At 66.9% G+C, this 15258-nt stretch carries 13 protein-coding genes; 10 read left to right on the forward strand and 3 right to left on the reverse strand.

What is annotated here, in order from left to right:
- Window positions 1-33: 33 nt before the first annotated feature.
- The gene (locus tag ACFPAH_RS09430) at window positions 34-735 is read left to right on the forward strand and encodes a hypothetical protein (protein WP_379744054.1); all 702 of its coding nucleotides are present in this window, start codon (window positions 34-36) and stop codon (window positions 733-735) included.
- Between the two features lie 80 nt (window positions 736-815).
- Here the strand turns inward: ACFPAH_RS09430 and ACFPAH_RS09435 are convergent, their stop codons facing one another.
- Window positions 816-1613, reverse strand: a complete 798-nt coding sequence (locus ACFPAH_RS09435; RefSeq protein WP_379744056.1) for a PP2C family protein-serine/threonine phosphatase — start codon at window positions 1611-1613, stop codon at window positions 816-818.
- Between the two features lie 219 nt (window positions 1614-1832).
- Between ACFPAH_RS09435 and ACFPAH_RS09440 the strand changes: the two genes are divergently transcribed.
- Both ACFPAH_RS09440 and ACFPAH_RS09445 read left to right on the forward strand, forming a co-directional pair.
- Complete coding sequence (locus tag ACFPAH_RS09440; RefSeq protein WP_056333185.1) at window positions 1833-2033, forward strand: YdcH family protein; 201 nt, start codon at window positions 1833-1835, stop codon at window positions 2031-2033.
- Between the two features lie 41 nt (window positions 2034-2074).
- Window positions 2075-4129 carry an ATP-dependent DNA helicase gene (locus ACFPAH_RS09445; RefSeq protein WP_379744058.1) on the forward strand — a complete coding sequence of 685 codons (2055 nt, stop codon included), beginning with the start codon at window positions 2075-2077 and terminating at the stop codon, window positions 4127-4129.
- Window positions 4130-4287: 158 nt separating this feature from the next.
- On the opposite strand, the gene ACFPAH_RS09450 is transcribed toward ACFPAH_RS09445, so the two are convergent.
- Complete coding sequence (locus ACFPAH_RS09450; RefSeq protein ID WP_379744060.1) at window positions 4288-5262, reverse strand: NADPH:quinone oxidoreductase family protein; 975 nt, start codon at window positions 5260-5262, stop codon at window positions 4288-4290.
- A gap of 208 nt (window positions 5263-5470) precedes the next feature.
- Here ACFPAH_RS09450 and ACFPAH_RS09455 point away from each other — a divergent pair, with 208 nt between their 5' ends.
- The 7 genes from ACFPAH_RS09455 to rlmD all read left to right on the forward strand — a co-directional run bounded on the left by ACFPAH_RS09455 (window position 5471) and on the right by rlmD (window position 14217).
- The gene (locus ACFPAH_RS09455; RefSeq protein WP_379744392.1) at window positions 5471-6079 is read left to right on the forward strand and encodes a toll/interleukin-1 receptor domain-containing protein; all 609 of its coding nucleotides are present in this window, start codon (window positions 5471-5473) and stop codon (window positions 6077-6079) included.
- 7 nt (window positions 6080-6086) lie between these two features.
- Window positions 6087-8852 (forward strand): tetratricopeptide repeat protein, encoded by a 2766-nt coding sequence (locus tag ACFPAH_RS09460; protein WP_379744062.1) that lies wholly within the window; start codon window positions 6087-6089, stop codon window positions 8850-8852.
- 282 nt (window positions 8853-9134) lie between these two features.
- Window positions 9135-9872: a 5'/3'-nucleotidase SurE gene (gene surE / locus ACFPAH_RS09465; protein WP_379744394.1), complete on the forward strand. Its 738-nt coding sequence runs from the start codon at window positions 9135-9137 to the stop codon at window positions 9870-9872.
- The gene (locus ACFPAH_RS09470; RefSeq protein ID WP_379744064.1) at window positions 9869-10738 is read left to right on the forward strand and encodes a protein-L-isoaspartate(D-aspartate) O-methyltransferase; all 870 of its coding nucleotides are present in this window, start codon (window positions 9869-9871) and stop codon (window positions 10736-10738) included. Before surE ends, ACFPAH_RS09470 begins: the two co-directional genes overlap by 4 nt.
- A gap of 34 nt (window positions 10739-10772) precedes the next feature.
- Window positions 10773-11684 (forward strand): peptidoglycan DD-metalloendopeptidase family protein, encoded by a 912-nt coding sequence (locus ACFPAH_RS09475; protein ID WP_379744066.1) that lies wholly within the window; start codon window positions 10773-10775, stop codon window positions 11682-11684.
- A gap of 9 nt (window positions 11685-11693) precedes the next feature.
- Window positions 11694-12740: an RNA polymerase sigma factor RpoS gene (rpoS, locus tag ACFPAH_RS09480; protein ID WP_379744068.1), complete on the forward strand. Its 1047-nt coding sequence runs from the start codon at window positions 11694-11696 to the stop codon at window positions 12738-12740.
- Between the two features lie 133 nt (window positions 12741-12873).
- The gene (gene rlmD, locus ACFPAH_RS09485; RefSeq protein WP_379744070.1) at window positions 12874-14217 is read left to right on the forward strand and encodes a 23S rRNA (uracil(1939)-C(5))-methyltransferase RlmD; all 1344 of its coding nucleotides are present in this window, start codon (window positions 12874-12876) and stop codon (window positions 14215-14217) included.
- Between the two features lie 127 nt (window positions 14218-14344).
- Here the strand turns inward: rlmD and ACFPAH_RS09490 are convergent, their stop codons facing one another.
- Complete coding sequence (locus tag ACFPAH_RS09490; RefSeq protein WP_379744072.1) at window positions 14345-15031, reverse strand: Bax inhibitor-1/YccA family protein; 687 nt, start codon at window positions 15029-15031, stop codon at window positions 14345-14347.
- Between the last annotated feature and the right edge of the window lie 227 nt (window positions 15032-15258).

Raw genomic sequence — 15258 nt, forward strand, 5'->3', positions numbered from 1 at the left:
ACAATCCGTAAAAAGAACAAGACAGGGAACACGATGAGAACAGCACAGTCCATGTTGCGCAGCGCCTGCGCCTTCCTCGCCTGCGGCCTGCTGGCCGCCTGCGCGTCGAACCGCGTGGTTCCGGAGAATGTCGCCGTCGCGCCGACCACCTCGGTGGCCCAGGCCGACCAGCGGCTGGCCGACGTCGCCGCCGAGCGCGCCGCGATCGAGGCGCGCTACGCCGCGCGCGAAGCAGCCTGCTACGACAAGTTCTTCGTGAACAGCTGCCTGGACGAAGCGAAGGAACGGCGCCGCACCGCATTGGCGGCGCAGGATGCGATCGAGGTCGAGGCGGAGTATTTTAAGCGCAAGAACAAGGTCGAGGAACGCGACCGCGCAATGGCCCAGGCGGCAGCCGACTACGCGGCCGAGGAAGCGCGCGCGGGCACCCAGCCACCGGCTGCCCCGAAAGACATTGCGCCGGTGCCGCCGGCGCGTCCCACGGCGGTCGCCAAGCGCATGGCCGAGCGCAAGGCACGGCTGCAAAAGGAGGCGGCCGCTGCGCCGGCCGAGGCCGCCAAACGGGCCGCGAATGCCGCTGCGTTCGACGAACGGCACCGCAAGTCGGAAGAGCGCCAGCGCGTGGTAGCCGAACGCAAGGCCCAGCGCGAAGCCAAGCGCGCCGCCAAGGCCGCGGAGGAAAAAGCCGCGGCAGAGAAGGCGGCGGCCCAGAAAGCGGCCGAAGCCACCCGCTGAAGCAGGCTCGGCGGGCTCGGAACGCCTACGCTTGTACGGCGAGGCGCTGCAACGCAGCTAAGGGGTTTTGTCAGGCGTTCCTAGCGGGCGGGCGTGGCCGGGAACGCGCCCGGGCTCTCCGGCACCGGTTTGACCAGTTTCAGGATCGCCATCGAGCAATTGCCGCCTTTGCCTTGCGCGCGTTCGCTCGCCTTGTCGATCAGCATTTCCGATGCCTGGCGCGGCGTCGAACGCGCCAGCGCCGATGCCAGTTCGGCATCGGTGAAGAAATGCCACAAGCCGTCCGAGCAAAGCAGGAAACTGTCGCCTGGCGCCAGGCCCATCTGCCAGCCGACCGTCACGAAGGGTTCCTTTCGGCTATTGCCGAGTACGTTGAGCAGCAGCTTCGAGCGCCGGTGGTTGCGCGCCGCGTCGGGCGGCAGCTTGTCGAGCGAGACCAGGTGTTCGACGTAGGCCTCGTCGCTGGTGCGCATCGCGGGCTGGCCGTCGTCGAAGCGGTACAGGCGCGAGTCGCCCACATGGGCCCAGGCCGCTTCGCCATGGGGCGAGAGCACCAGGCCGACAAAGCTCGCGTGCGATTCCTCGCCGGTGGTCACGGCGTTCATCTTGATGACGGTGTGCGTTTCCGCGACGATGTCGCGCAGCAGCTGGGCCAGGCGTTCCGGGCTGGCCGTCTCGCCCGGCTTGAATGCGTCGAACACGTGGCGCGCCGTATGCAGCACCTGCTCGCTCGCCGCGGCGCCGTTGATGCCGTCCGACAGCACGGCCAGTACATAGCCGGGCGCACGCGCGCCAGTGAGCAGGGCGACGCGATCGTTCTGGCGCGGGCGGTTGCCGATGTGTTGCGCGGTACCCGCCTCGATCTTGAAGTGATTCATAAACTTTGATGCTTTCCGTGGCTCAGGGCCGATCTTTGTTGGCGGCAACGTCGCTCTAGATTAAACTATGCACCGAGAAGCCTCCGTGTTGCAAGCCGCAAGCGTATATAAGCACTGCGCGGCCCTGCAGAGCCGGCACTGCGCGGCACAATGCGGCACAACGCCCGCCACCGCCAGCTGCCGCCCCGTCCTGTCAAAACTTCGTTTGGAACCGCCATCATGACCGATGTCCAAGACATCCAGCGCCGCATTATCGAACTCGACGTGGAACACCGCGACCTCGACGCGGTCATTGCGATGCTGACCGCGGATGGACATGCCGACCAGCTTCAGCTGCGCCGCCTGAAAAAGCGTAAACTACAGCTGAAAGACCACATCACCCTGCTGAAGATGCAACTCGTGCCGGACGTGCCGGCCTGATTGTCTTCGGCTCTTGCATTTACATCCGAAACCCGCCCATTTTGACCGATCACCTTCCCGTGCCCGGCGCCGCCGAGGCGTCCGGCAACCGCTCCGCCGACGCGCATAGCGATGCGCCGGTCGGCAAGTACGATGCCGAGCTCGACCGCCTGTTCGGCGTCGGCGGCCCGCTCGCGCCCGCCGTCGGCACCTACAAGCCGCGCCAGTCCCAGACCGAAATGGCGAAAGCCATCGCCAGCGCGATTGCTGACCAGCAAGTGCTCATGGCCGAGGCCGGTACCGGTACCGGCAAGACCTTCGCCTACCTGGTCCCGGCGCTGCTGTGGGGCGGCAAGACCATCGTCTCCACCGGTACCAAGAACCTGCAGGACCAGCTGTTCCTGCGCGACATCCCGACCATCCGCAAGGCCTTGAAAGCCCCGGTCTCGGTGGCGCTGCTCAAGGGGCGCTCGAACTATGTCTGCCATTACCACCTGGAGCGCACGCTGCAGAACGGGCGCCTGACCTCGCGCGACGACGTCGGCCACCTGCGCGAAATCTCGCGCTTCATCAAGATGACCAATTCGGGCGACAAGGCCGAACTGGCCAAGGTGCCGGAAAACGCCTCGGTGTGGAACCTCGTGACCTCCACGCGCGACAGCTGCATGGGCGCCGAATGCCAGTACTACCAGGACTGCTTCGTGATGAAGGCGCGCCGGGAAGCCCAGCAGGCGGACGTGGTCGTGGTCAACCACCACCTGTTCTTCGCCGACGTGGCCTTGAAGGATACCGGCGTCGCTGAGCTGCTGCCGTCGGCCAACACCATCATCTTCGACGAGGCGCATCAATTGCCCGACACGGCGACACTGTTCTTCGGCCAGTCGGTCTCGACTTCGCAGGTGCTGGAACTGTGCCGCGACGTGCTGGCCGAAGGCCTGGCGCATGCGCGCGCGGGCGTGGACTGGGCCAAGGTCGTGACCGTGGTCGAAAAGGCGGCGCGCGACCTGCGCCTGACCTTCCCGGAAGGCGGCACCCGCCTGTCGCTGCCGCAGGTGCCGCCGACCTCGAACTTCTTCCCGGCGCTCGACACGCTCAAGGAAGAGCTCGACGGCATGATAACCGTGCTCGAGGAGCAGGCCGAGCGCGCCGAAACCCTCGAGGCCTGCCGTGTGCGGGCGGTCGAATTGAAGGCATCCTACGACGCCTGGAAGGCCGACCCGAAGGGCAAGGTCGTCGAAGGCGACCAGGCCGTGCTGTGGGTCGAGGCCTTTGCTTCGTCGCTGCAACTGCACAAGACCCCGCTGTCGATCGCGCCGATCTTCCAGAACCAGCGCGAGGGGACGCCGCGCAGCTGGATCTTCACCTCGGCGACGCTGGCGGTGAAGAACGACTTCAAGCATTTCTCGGAACAGATGGGCCTGACCGGCGAACCGGCGCGCACCTGGCCGAGCCCGTTCAACTACGGCGAGCAGGGCGTGCTCTACGTGCCGACCGGGCTGCCGGAACCGAATTCGATGGGCTATACCGACGCCGTGGTCGACCACGCGCTGCCGGTGATCGAGGCTGCCGGCGGGCGCACCTTCTTCCTGTGCACCACGATCCGCGCCGTCAATCGCGTGGCCGAACGGCTGCGCGCCGAATTCGCCGACCGCGGGCTCGACTACCCGTTGTTCGTCCAGGGCGAGCGCGGGCGTACCGAATTGCTCGACTCGTTCCGGAATGCCGGCAACGCGGTGCTGGTGGGCAGCCAAAGTTTCTGGGAAGGGGTCGACGTGCGCGGCGAGGCGCTCTCGCTCGTCATCATCGACAAGCTGCCCTTCGCGCCGCCGGACGACCCGGTGCTGGCCGCCCGCATCGAAGTGATGGAAAAGCAGGGCATGAACGGCTTCATGCACCACCAGCTGCCGGAAGCGATCATCACCCTCAAGCAGGGTGCCGGCCGCCTGATCCGCGACGTCGACGACCGCGGCGTGCTGATGATTTGCGACCCGCGCCTGATCAGCAAGCCCTACGGGCGCAGGATCTGGCAGAGCTTGCCGCCGTTCAAGCGGACGCGGGTCCAGCAGGAAGTGATCGATTTTTTCAGGCCGAAGGCGCAAACCCCTGATCATGGCTGACGCACCCGAAGGGACGTAGGGTAGGCGGGTTTCCCGCCTACGCGTTCAAGCGGCGGATGAATAGCCGCTCCGGTTGATCGAACGTGGGTTGAACGCGTGCGCGGCGAACCGGCCGCGATACTTCATATGGCCGGGTGGAGCCGCCCACCCTACGCCCGTTACGGCACGATCACCACTTTCCCCGTCACCTTGCGCTCGGCCATGTCGTTCAATGCCTGCGCCGTATCGGCCAGCGCATAGCGCTTCGACACCAGCGGTTTGAGCTTGCCCTCGGCCATCCAGCCCAGCATCGTGCGCATTGCGGCCAGGTTCTCCTGCGGCTCGCGGCGCACCAGGTCGCCCCAGAACACGCCGACCACCGACGCCCCTTTCAGCAGCATCAGGTTCCACGGCAGCTTCGGGATCTCGCCCGCCGCAAAGCCGACCACCAGGTGCCGTCCGCGCCAGGCGATCGAGCGCAGCGCCGGCTCGCTGTAGGGCCCGCCAACGGGATCGTAGATCACGTCGGGCCCCTTGCCGCCCGTCGCGGCCTTGATCGCCTCGCGCAGGTCGGACGCGGCGTAGTTGATCAGGACGTCGGCGCCGTGTTCGCGGCAGACCGCCAGCTTGTCGTCGCTGGAGGCCGCGGCGATCACGCGCGCGCCCATCGCCTTGCCGATCTCGATGGCCGCCAGGCCGACCCCGCCCGCCGCGCCCAGCACCAGCAGCGTCTCGCCCGCCCGCAGTTGCCCGCGGTCGACCAGGCCATGCCAGGAGGTGCCGTAGGTGAGGGTGATCGCGGCGGCGGTGTCGAAGTCCATTTCTGGCGGCATCGGCATCAGGGCCTCGGCTGGCGCCAGCGCCTGTTCGGCAAACGCACCGGTGCGGGTAAAGCCGATCACGCGGTCGCCGGGTGCGAAAGCGGTGACGTCGGCGCCGACGGCGCGCACCACGCCCGCAAATTCGTTACCTGGCGTAAAAGGCAGGGGCGGGCGGATCTGGTACTTGCCCTGGACCGTGAGCACGTCCGGGAAATTGACCCCGGCCGAGCGCACGTCGACGACCACTTGCCCGCTTCCCGGTACCAGGTCCGGCAGATCCTGGAGTGCCAGCCTGTCGACGGGCCCCCAATCCTTGCATACGATGGCTTTCATGATTTTCTCCTGTAGAACTTCTAAAACGGGGCGAATTATGCCTGACGGAACCAACACGCCGGCTTGCGCCTGAGTCGGCCGGGGCGTTTGTGCGCCCGCAAAATACAGGGTGAATGGAACGCTAGAGTCATGGATGGACATGCGCGCAAATACTGGGCACTGAGCGGGCACTGAGTGTGCACTGAGGCATTGAATGGGAGAAATGGCGATGGCGATCAGGTACGGCTGTTTCTTCAGCTATGCCCACGGACGGCACGACTTGATGAAGCGGTTCAAGACCGCGCTGGCCGATGCGCTGCGCTGTTATCTCGAACCCCATTTCGACAACGAAGACGAACTCTTCATCGACACCGAACAGCTTGGCGGCGGGGACGACCTCGACCGCAAGATCGCCCGCGCAATGTGCGAGAGCGTCTGCATGATCCTGATCTACACACCCAAATACGAAGCGCACGCCTACACACGGCGCGAATACGCTGCGATGCGCCAGCTCGAAGCCGAACGCAGCCAGTGGTACACCTTGCCGAGCCACCTGATCATTCCGGTCATCATGACCCAGCACCCCGACCGCCTGCCGCCGCAGATTGCCGGTTCCACCTTCTACGTCGACTTTTCGCATTTCACGATGGCCACCGCCGACCTGAAATCGAATCCCGACTTCCTGCCCGATATCGACAAGATGGTGAAGCGGATCGCGACCCATTACCAGTACCAGAAAATGTACATGCCGCCTGGTCATGATTGCAACCAATTCGTGCTCCCCGATGTCCCACCCGAGTGGCGTGCCGTCCCGGATCTGACCTTTCCGAAAAAATGAGGAGCCCATGGAAATCAACCGCATCACGCTTCCCCCCATCAGCGGCCCCGGTCAAGTGACCGCCTTTTATTCGTTCGAGAACGGCGCCGCGCGCAGCCTCGCGCTGGCCGACGCCGCGGTGCTGCTCGCAAGCCGGCAAAACGCCACGGTGCCGGTGCTGATGATCGATTGGGACACCGAGGCGCCCGGCCTGCACCACCTGTTTCCCGGCTGCGACGAGCGCTACGAAATCGAGCCGCCGCGGGCGGCGCGGTACGGCTCGGCCGCTGGCGCCGCAAGGCGCGTCGAGTCCGCCGAAAACGATGGGGGGAGGCCAAGCCACGAACGGCCCGGCCACGAAAGGCCGGACAATGCCCGGCCGGGCAATGCCAGGCCCGATGCGCTGCGGCCGGGTGCGGTGCGGCCCGAGGTCGAGCGCTACGACGCCGCCCGCCCAGGCCTGCTCGAATACTTCGAGGCCTGCCGCGAGCAGCTCGACACGCTCGCTCGCAGCTGCCCCGGCCTCGACCATGCCGAACGCGCGCGGCTGGTGCTCGAGGCGATCGACTGGGAAGCCTACGTGGAGCGGGTCGACCAGAGCCGCACCCTGTACCTGATGCGCGCCGGCTGCTTCGACGACAGCTACGGCGAACGTGCCGACCGGATGGACTGGGACGGCCTGTTCGCTGCCTGCCCGGTGCTGTTCCGGGCCTTCGCCGACCACCTTGCGCGCCACTTCCGGCACGTGCTGATCGACTGCCGCGGCGGACGCTCGGCGGCGGTCAGCGTCTGCACGACCCTGCTGCCCGACCGGCTGGTCGGGCTGTTCACCCCCAACGCGCGCAGCCTCGAGGGCCTGGCCGGGGTGGTGACGCGCGCCATCGAGTACCGCTGCAGCCACGAGGAGGCGCAGCACCCGCTGCTCGTCTATCCGCTGCCGTGCGGGGTGGACAGCCTCGATTGCGAGCGCCGCATGCTGTGGCGCCGCGGCGATCCGCACAAGGGCAGCGTCGGCTACCAGGCGGTGCTCGAGCAACTGCTGCGAAGCTGCTACGGACTGTCCCAGGTGTCGCTCGACAGCTATCTCGACGAGGTGCAGCTGCATGGCGCGGTGGCGGCCGGCGCGGCCGAGCACCTGGGCGCCGCACCGGAACGCGATGCCGACCGGCTCTCGCAAACCCGCGCCATCGAGGCACTGCTCGGCTGGCATGCCGCCGGCCGCTTCCCCTGGCAGTCGCGCGCCGAGCTCGACTTGACGGACGCGGTCGGCGCCGCGCGCGCGGCCCTCGCGGCCGGCGAGCGCCACGGCGCCCGCCCTCTCGACAGCGTCGATGCGAACGGGGCGCTGCTGGCGCGCGAGCTGATGCGCCTGGGCGAGCTGTACCAGCGCCAGGGGCGCCTGGGCGAGGCGCACGGATGCCTGGCCGAGGCCATGCTGCTGCGCGCACGCCTGCTTGGCGACGAGCATCCCGATACCCGCGCCAGCCGCGCCGCCCTGGCCAGCGTCCTGCGCGAGGGCGGACGCCTGCGCGAAGCGCACCGCCAATGCGAGGCGCTGCTCGAGCACTGCATGCATGCGCTCGGGGCCGACCATCCGGAAACCCTGGCCGCGAAATCCGGGCTGGCGGCCACCCTGGCGCGGCTGGAGCAGTTTGCGCGCGCGCTGGCCTTGCACGAGGAAGTAACCGAAGCTTGCGAGCGGCTGTATGGTCCCGGCCATATCGCCACCCTCGACGCCCTGGCCGGCCAGGCGCGCACGCTTGCCGGGCACGGCGAATACTCGCGCGCGCGCATGCTCTACGAGCGGGTACTCGAGGGCCGCCAGCGCATCCTCGGCACCGAGCACGAGGACACGCTGCGCTGCACGGCATTGCTGGCGACCCTGCTGCGCGACATGGGTGACCTCGGCAATGCGCGCAAGCTGCAGGAGCTGGTGTTGCGGGTGCGCGAGCGCCGCCTCGGGCCGGAGGCCCCGGTGACGCTGCAGGCGCGCGAGGCGCTGGCCGAGATCTTCGCCGCCCAGGGCGACCTGGGAGCGGTGCGCGACATGCAGCAGTCGCTGGCCACGGCGCGCGCGCGCCGGCTGGGGGACGACCACCCCGATACCCTCGGCGTGCTGCTCCGGCTGGCGTCGACATTGAGCCAGCAGGGCGAGCTCGAGGAGGCCAGGCAGTTGCAGCAGCACGTCGTCAGCCGGCACGAGCGCCTGCGCGGGATGGACGACCACGAAACGCTGCGCAGCAAGCGCATGCTGGCCGAGACCTTGTCCAGCCAGGGCCATAGCGGAGCGGCGCGCCGTCTCGAGCAGAGCGTGGAGGAGGGCGGCAACCGCCTGTTGCAGCTGCGCGCGATGTCGGCCGGCCTGCACGATGCGCCCGGCGCGGCAGGCGTCCCCTGCGCCGCCACGTCCTCCGCGGCCGGCATGGGCGCAGGTGCCGCCGCGGCGGCGCCCGGCGCCGGCGGCGGCCCGGATACGAGCCCCCGTACGATGCGCACGGGGCCCGGACAGCCGGTCCCGCACGAGGCGCTCGAGCACCGGCTGGGCCAGCTCCACAAGCTGGTCGAGGCGGGGCGGGCGCGCGAAGCGCGCCAGCTTGCCGACAGCCTGCGCGAAACCATCCTGCGTCCGACCGTCGCGCAGCCGCTGCGACGGCGCGGGGTGGCGCTGATCAAGCAGGTCTACCTCGACGATGGCGACAAGGACGCCTTGCTCGCCTTTGCAGAAGACGAGGTTGCCTCACTCGAGGGGGCGCTGCTGGAGGCCGCGGGCGGAAGGCCGCTGGCGCTGCGCTAGCGGCGCACGCGCCGCGCTGCGCGGGCCGGGACGAGCCGGCGCGGGTGGTCAAAAATGCAAGCCGGGCCGCCGCGGAGCGAGCCTGGCCGCGGCCGCACCGCCAGCGCCGGCCAGCGCCGGCGCGCGGCCGTGGCATCATGGCAAGGCCAGGCGGCGAACCTGGTCAGCCGGGCAAGAAGCGGCGGGCGGCGTCGTGTTCCGACAACGGCGTCATGCCCCGCAGGCGAGAATTTATCTGTCCTGAATGCGCGATCAAAGCGTTGCTTCAGGTAAAATCGCGTGATGCGAATTCTTATCAGTAACGACGATGGCTATCTCGCGCCCGGCATCAACGCCCTGGCCGAGGCACTGGCGAGCGTCGCCGAGATCATTGTGGTCGCACCCGACAGCAACCGCTCGGGGGCGTCGAACTCGCTGACGCTGGATCGCCCGCTGTCGGTCACCCAGGCCGCCAACGGCTATTATTTTGTGAACGGGACGCCCACCGATTGCGTCCACATCGCCTTGACCGGCATGCTCGATGCGTTGCCCGACCTGGTCGTTTCCGGCATCAACAACGGCCAGAACATGGGTGACGACACGCTGTATTCCGGCACCGTCGCGGCGGCCACCGAAGCTTTCCTGTTCGGCATTCCGGCCATCGCTTTTTCGCAGGTCAACCATGGCTGGGAGCACCTCGATGCCGCGGCCCGGGTCGCGCGCGAGGTCGTGCTGCGCGGCTTCGACGTGCTGGCCTCGCCTTATTTGCTGAACGTAAACATTCCGAACCTGCCTTACGAGGCGATGGGCCCCTTGACGCCCACCCGCCTCGGGCGCCGCCACCACGCCGAGCCCGTGATCCGCGCGCAAGACCCGCGCGGGCGCGACATCTTCTGGATCGGCGCGCCGGGCGCCTGCCGCGACGCGGCCGAGGACACCGATTTCCACGCTGCCGCGAATGGACTGGTGTCCATCACGCCGCTCCAGGTGGACCTGACGCACAAGCCGCAGCTCGAACTGTTGACCCGGGGACTGGCATGAAAGACACGACCGAACGCAGCACTTTCCCCTTGCCGCTGTCGTCGGTCACCAGCGGCGCCCGCAAGACGGGCGTTCCGGCGCCGGTCGCGACACCGCAGACGGCAACCCAGAATGCCGCGCGCGCGATCGGCGGCGCCCAGCCGCCCAAGGGGCCGCAGCCCGGCCCCAAGTTGCCGGGGTATGCGATGCCGGCGGCGCCCAGCGCCCCGGCCGCGACCCGCTCGGACTTGATGGCGACCGAGGCGATCCGCCGCGCGATGGTGGCCCGCGTCGCGGGGCAGGGCGTGCGCGACCCGCTGGTGCTCGCTGCCCTGGAAGCCGTGCCGCGCCACCTCTTCATCGAACCGGCGCTGTCCGGCCAGGCCTATATCGACGCCTCGCTGCCGATCGGCCACCACCAGACGATTTCGCAGCCCTATATCGTTGCCCGCATGATCGAAGCGATGCGTGAAGGCAAGGGTACGCTCGGCCGCGTGCTCGAGATCGGTACCGGCTGCGGCTACCAGGCCGCCGTGCTGGCGCGCGTGGCGGGCGAGGTCTATTCCATCGAGCGCATCAAGCCGTTGCACGAACTGGCGAAGGCCAACCTGCGATCATTGCGCCTGTCCAACCTGCGCTTGCACTACGGAGATGGTATGCTCGGGCTCGCGCAGGTTGCGCCGTTCGACGGCATCATCCTGGCCGCGGCCGGAATGGAAGTGCCGCGCGCCCTGCTCGAACAGCTGGCCATCGGCGCACGGCTGGTCGCCCCGGTCGGCGGCCAGGTGCAGCACTTGCAGCGCATTACCCGCACGGCGAAGTCGGAGTGGGCCAGCGAGACGCTGGAAGCCTGCCATTTTGTCCCCTTACGCCCTGGCATTGCCTGACTTGCCCAGGTCCCGTAATACATATTAGATGAGAATGAAACAAACACCCCGTTTAGTCCTGCTGACCCTTACCTTTGGCCTGATCGCCGGCTGTACCAGTTCCCCCCGCACGGTTCCGATCATCGAACGTCCCGTCGGCTCGAGCGCACAGGCACGCACGCCGGCCCGCGCCGAGGCGCCTCGTCCGGATGCCCGCGGCACCTACACGGTGCGCCGCGGCGACACGCTGCTGCGCATTGCGCTCGACAATGGCCAGGATTACCGCGATCTGGTGGCTTGGAACAACCTGCGCGACCCCGACGACATCAAGGTCGGCCAGGTGCTGCGCGTGGCCCCGAACGAGCGTGCCGAGCGCACGGCCGCCGTCGTGACCCGGCCGGTGCCGATGCCGCCGGAAAACGCTTCGACGGTGCCGCGCAAGACCGCGCCGCGTGCCGACAAGCGTCCGGCCGACAGCGAGGTCGCCGAAGCGCGGTCCGGCGAAAAGGCCGAGACCGTGGTTGCGGCCACGAATACCGCCGCGGCGGTACCGGCTGCCGGCGCCCGTGTCGGCGCCACCGTCACGGCGCTCGATGACGAGAAGCTGAGCTGGATGTGGCCGGCGGACGGGCGTATCGTTGCCACCTTCGACGACGGCAAGAACAAGGGCATCGATATTGCCGGGCGCGCCGGACAGCAAGTCATGGCGGCAGGCGCCGGCAAAGTAATGTACGCTGGCAGCGGTATTCGAGGTTATGGTAACCTCGTCATCGTTAAACACAGCAACAGCTTGCTGTCGGCCTATGCCCATAACCGCGCCATTGTCGTGAAGGAAGGCGACAACGTGGCCAAGGGCCAGGTAATCGCCGAGATGGGCGATTCCGATGCCGATTCGGTGAAGCTGCATTTCGAGATTCGCCAGCAGGGCAAACCGGTCGATCCGTCGAGGTTCTTGCCCAGCCGTTAGAGAGGGCCAATGACGCTGCCGCCGCACTCCCAGGATCACGACGTTTCCGACGAACCGCCTGACGAACTGGAGGGCGAAGGCGCGTCCGGCGAGAACCAGAGTGGAGACGACTACGGTCCCCTCGCTTCGAACGATGGTGCCGATGTCGGCGCCATGCTGCCGGGCGCAGCCGCCGAGGTCGACAGTGTCGACGAACTCAAGAAAGTCCTTGCCGCCGAGCTCTCGACCGATACCACCCAGCATTACCTGAACCAGATCGGCACCCGGGCGCTGTTGTCGGCCGCCCAGGAAGTGCATTACGCGACCCTGGCCAAGGCGGGCGACTTCGACGCGCGCCAAAAAATGATCGAGCACAACCTGCGGCTCGTCGTTTCCATCGCCAAGCACTACATCAACCGCGGTGTCGTCCTGCTCGACCTGATCGAGGAGGGCAACATCGGCCTGATGCGCGCGATCGACAAGTTCGAGCCCGAGCGCGGTTTCCGTTTTTCCACTTACGCCACCTGGTGGATTCGCCAGAGCATCGAACGCGCCATCATGAACCAGGCACGCACCGTGCGCCTGCCGGTGCACATGGTGCGCGAACTGAACAGCGTGCTGCGCGCCAAATACCACCTCGAGGCACGCCACCACGACGGCAAGGATGCCACCGCCGAAGACATTGCCAGCCTGGTCGGGCGTCCGGTGGAAGAGGTGCAGGACATCCTCGCCCTGTCCGAGCACGCCGCCTCGCTCGATGCCCCGCTCGACAACGACCCCGGATCGAGCTTGATGGACATGCTGCCGGGCGAAGCCGAGGACGGCCCGGACCTGCAGGCCGAGCAGCACGAGATGACGGCCCTGGTGCGCGACTGGCTCACGCGCCTGCCGGAAAAGCAGCGCCTGGTCGTGATGCGCCGCTTCGGTCTCGACAATGACGATCCGGCAACGCTGGAGACCCTGGCCGAGCAGATGGGCGTCACGCGCGAGCGTGTGCGCCAGATCCAGCAGGAAGCCCTGGTCAAGCTGAAGCGGGCCATGGCGGCCCGTGGCGTCGTGCGCGATTCCTTGCTATGATGCCGCCGGTCTTGTGACCTGATACCGCCCTCCCTGGCGCGGCAGCAGGCCGAACGCGCGGCCGGCGAGTCGCCCGGAATTCCGCTTTCCAATATTCATATTTCCGCGTGGGCACGGAGTGCCCACCCTACCCATGCAAGAAACTTTTATCGAAATTAAGTCGCTCGACGCGGATGCGCGCGGCGTCGGCCACCTCGAGAACGAGGACGGCACCCCGGGCAAGGTCATTTTCGTCGAAGACGCACTGCCGGGCGAACGCGTCAGCTACGAAGTCAAGCGCAAGAAAAAGAACTGGGAGGCGGGCCGCATGCTCACCTTGCAGCGCGCCTCCTCGATGCGGGTCGAGCCGCGCTGCGAGCATTTTGGCTATTGCGGCGGCTGCTCGATGCAGCACCTCGAGCCCGGCGCCCAGGTGGCGATCAAGCAGCGCACGCTGGAAGACAACCTGTGGCACTTGAGCAAAGTTAAGGCGGAAAACATCATGCGCCCGATGTACGGCCCGACCTGGGGCTACCGCTTCCGCGCGCGCCTGTCGGTGCGCCATGTCGAGAAGAAGGGGACGGTGCTGGTCGGTTTCCACGAGCGCGCTTCCTCGTATGTCGCCGACATCCGCTTCTGCCACATCCTGCCGCCGCACCTGGGCGGCATGCTGATGCCGCTGCGCGAACTGGTCGGCTCGTTGTCGCTGTATAACCAGGTGCCGCAGATCGAGGTCGCGGTCGGCGAGGAAACCACGGCGCTGGTGATGCGCATCATGGCGCCGCTGACGCAGAAGGACGAGGAGCTGGTCAAGGCCTTTGCCGACGAGTGGGGCATCCAGTGGTGGCTGCAGCCGAAGGGGCCGGACACGGTCTACCCGTTCTATCCGCTGGACAAGGAGCTGTACTACACGTTGCCGGAATTCGGCGTGCGCATGCCCTTCAAGCCGACCGATTTTACCCAGGTGAACCACCAGATCAACCGCGCGCTGGTGCACAAGGCGCTCGGCCTGCTCGAGGTGCAGCCGGAAGACCGCGTGGCCGACCTGTTCTGCGGCCTGGGTAACTTCACGCTGCCGCTGGCGACCCAGGCGCGCGAAGTCGTCGGCATCGAAGGCAGCACGGTGCTGAGCACGCGCGCGCTGGAGAATGCGAAGGCGAACGGCCTGTCGGAGAAAACGACGTTTTATACCCGCAACCTGTTCGAAGTGACGGCCGACGACCTGGTCGCGCTGGGCAAGTTCGACCGCATGCTGGTCGACCCGCCGCGCGACGGCGCCATCGCGCTGGCCCTGGCCCTGGCCGAGCTGCGCGAAAGCGGCAGGGCGGAACTGATGCCGCAACGCATCGTCTACGTGTCGTGCAGCCCCTCGACGCTGGCGCGCGACGCCGGCATCCTGGTCCACCGCGCCGGTTACGTGATGAAGAAGGCGGGCGTCGTGAACATGTTCCCGCACACCTCCCACGTGGAATCGATCGGGGTGTTCGAGCTGGCGTAGGGTCGGCGGCCAGATCGTCGAGCACGATATCGAAGCCGGCACGTATCACCGCGTGGGCGGAGCCCACCCTACACAAGACGTAAAAAAGCCGACCCGCAGGTCGGCTTTTTCATTAGGGCAATTCCGCTTAGTCGTCGCCACCCATGATGCCCAGCAGGCGCAGCAGGGCGGTGAAGACGTTGAACACGTCCAGGTAGATTGCCAGGGTGGCAGTGATGTAGTTGGTCTCGCCGCCGTTCACGACGCGCTGCACGTCATACAGGATGAAGGCCGAGAACACGGCAATCATCAGCACCGAGATCACGATCGTGAGGATCGACATCTGCAGGAAGATGTTGGCGACGATTGCCAGCAGGATGACGACCGCGCCGGCCGTCAGCCAGCTGCCCATGCCCGAGAAGTCGCGCTTGGTGGTCGTCGCGATGCTGGCCATCACGGCGAACACGGCAGCGGTACCGCCGAAGGCGGTCATGATCAGGCTGCCGCCGTTCGAGAAGCCGAGCGTGTGGCGCAGCAGCGGGGTGAGCATCAGGCCCATGAAGAAGGTAAAGCCGAGCAGCACGAACACGCCGACCGCCGATTCCTTGGTCTTTTCGATCGCGTACATGAAGCCGAAGGCGATCGCCATGAAGACGATGAAACCCATGAAGCCGCTGAAGATTTGCAGCTGCATCGACACGCCGACAAAGGCGCCGAGCACGGTCGGGATCATCGACAGCGCAAGCAGCCAGAAGGTGTTGCGCAGGACTTTGTTGCGCGCGACCTGGCCTACGGCCACGTCGTAAGCGGGTTGCTTTTGCAGGATGGGATTCATGATGCCTCCGGTTAAATAAACGTAAATTTTAACTAAGCATAGCACGCCGCGCGGCGACCGGGAACCAGCCTTAAGCCATCCATAAGTCAGTGGGGTGGGAGTGCCGCCGGCGGGTGGTGCGCATTGACAGGGCGGATTTTCGCCGCCACGCTGGCACTTCGCCGGCCGATGCCGCAATATCGGCTATATGGGGCCAGGTATGGTAAAATCGAAGGTTAATTGAGTTC

It is taken from the genome of Massilia sp. GCM10023247, assembly GCF_042653325.1.
Lineage (GTDB): Bacteria > Pseudomonadota > Gammaproteobacteria > Burkholderiales > Burkholderiaceae_D > Telluria.

What these genes read in the sequence shown, in the direction of transcription:
- ACFPAH_RS09430 (WP_379744054.1), top strand. Translation starts at nt 34, where the DNA reads ATGAGAACAGCACAGTCCATGTTGCGCAGCGCCTGCGCCTTCCTCGCC.
- ACFPAH_RS09435 (WP_379744056.1), bottom strand. Translation starts at nt 1,613, where the DNA reads ATGAATCACTTCAAGATCGAGGCGGGTACCGCGCAACACATCGGCAAC.
- ACFPAH_RS09440 (WP_056333185.1), top strand. Translation starts at nt 1,833, where the DNA reads ATGACCGATGTCCAAGACATCCAGCGCCGCATTATCGAACTCGACGTG.
- ACFPAH_RS09450 (WP_379744060.1), bottom strand. Translation starts at nt 5,262, where the DNA reads ATGAAAGCCATCGTATGCAAGGATTGGGGGCCCGTCGACAGGCTGGCA.
- ACFPAH_RS09455 (WP_379744392.1), top strand. Translation starts at nt 5,471, where the DNA reads ATGGCGATCAGGTACGGCTGTTTCTTCAGCTATGCCCACGGACGGCAC.
- ACFPAH_RS09460 (WP_379744062.1), top strand. Translation starts at nt 6,087, where the DNA reads ATGGAAATCAACCGCATCACGCTTCCCCCCATCAGCGGCCCCGGTCAA.
- surE (WP_379744394.1), top strand. Translation starts at nt 9,135, where the DNA reads ATGCGAATTCTTATCAGTAACGACGATGGCTATCTCGCGCCCGGCATC.
- ACFPAH_RS09470 (WP_379744064.1), top strand. Translation starts at nt 9,869, where the DNA reads ATGAAAGACACGACCGAACGCAGCACTTTCCCCTTGCCGCTGTCGTCG.
- ACFPAH_RS09475 (WP_379744066.1), top strand. Translation starts at nt 10,773, where the DNA reads ATGAAACAAACACCCCGTTTAGTCCTGCTGACCCTTACCTTTGGCCTG.
- rpoS (WP_379744068.1), top strand. Translation starts at nt 11,694, where the DNA reads ATGACGCTGCCGCCGCACTCCCAGGATCACGACGTTTCCGACGAACCG.
- rlmD (WP_379744070.1), top strand. Translation starts at nt 12,874, where the DNA reads ATGCAAGAAACTTTTATCGAAATTAAGTCGCTCGACGCGGATGCGCGC.
- ACFPAH_RS09490 (WP_379744072.1), bottom strand. Translation starts at nt 15,031, where the DNA reads ATGAATCCCATCCTGCAAAAGCAACCCGCTTACGACGTGGCCGTAGGC.